The sequence below is a fragment of the Roseobacter sp. TSBP12 genome (genome assembly GCF_009129705.1).
GTDB classification, from domain to species: domain Bacteria; phylum Pseudomonadota; class Alphaproteobacteria; order Rhodobacterales; family Rhodobacteraceae; genus Celeribacter; species Celeribacter baekdonensis_A.
Map to the genome: position 1 here is coordinate 1 of NZ_PYIB01000025.1, position 677 is coordinate 677.

Consider the following 677-nt stretch of genomic DNA (forward strand, 5'->3'; position numbering starts at 1 on the left):
GCCCGCGCTAAGCTTTCCCATCAAACGGACTTGGGGGAGTGGACCAATCGCAATAGCCCGATAACTGTGATGGTGGGCGTAGAATGGATGACCTCGCATGCGCAAAACCAGAACGGTCAGCAGGAAAAACCAAAGTCCCATCTGTCCAGGAGGCGAGGTATAAACGATGTCTCCCGGACGGAGGCGTGTCAAAAGAATAAGTGGGTTAAGAAGCGCCCGCCCGATCTTCTGAAGCGTGGTTCCTCCGAGAGGCAGATGTTCGACCTTGCCACAATCGGATAAACACGTGCGCATCACTTGGTTGAATATCGTCTGTCCACTGATTGGTTCGCCGCATTGCGCCACGAACCAAATTTTCTTCTTGGGTCTGGGCATTGCGGGCTTCCTCTGCTTCACGGTTTGTCGCGAGATCTGGTAACATTCGATAGCGCCTTGCGCGCCGGGGTTTCTATCAGAAAATATCCTGCATAACTTACGGTTACAATCACTGCGATGGTCAAGACCGTCATTACCACAAGAACAGTTTGATTGCCGTGAAACATCTTGTCCGCAACAGCATTCATGAAAACGAGAATGATCACCCTATGCCAAATATACATCGAATAGGTTAGCTGCCCAAAAGGCGCTAGCCGTCTGATCATGCCATTAACATTCCCATGGAGGTCACTGGCGACAGC

At 51.1% G+C, this 677-nt stretch carries 2 protein-coding genes; both read right to left on the bottom strand.

Annotated features, from left to right (window positions below):
• Positions 1 to 375 (bottom strand): hypothetical protein (locus C8029_RS22325; RefSeq protein ID WP_226946272.1); only part of this gene is annotated, 375 nt, incomplete at its 3' end.
• Positions 376 to 392: 17 nt separating this feature from the next.
• Positions 393 to 677, bottom strand: a 285-nt coding sequence (locus C8029_RS22330; protein ID WP_226946273.1) for an acyltransferase family protein, incomplete at its 5' end; no start/stop codon positions are given.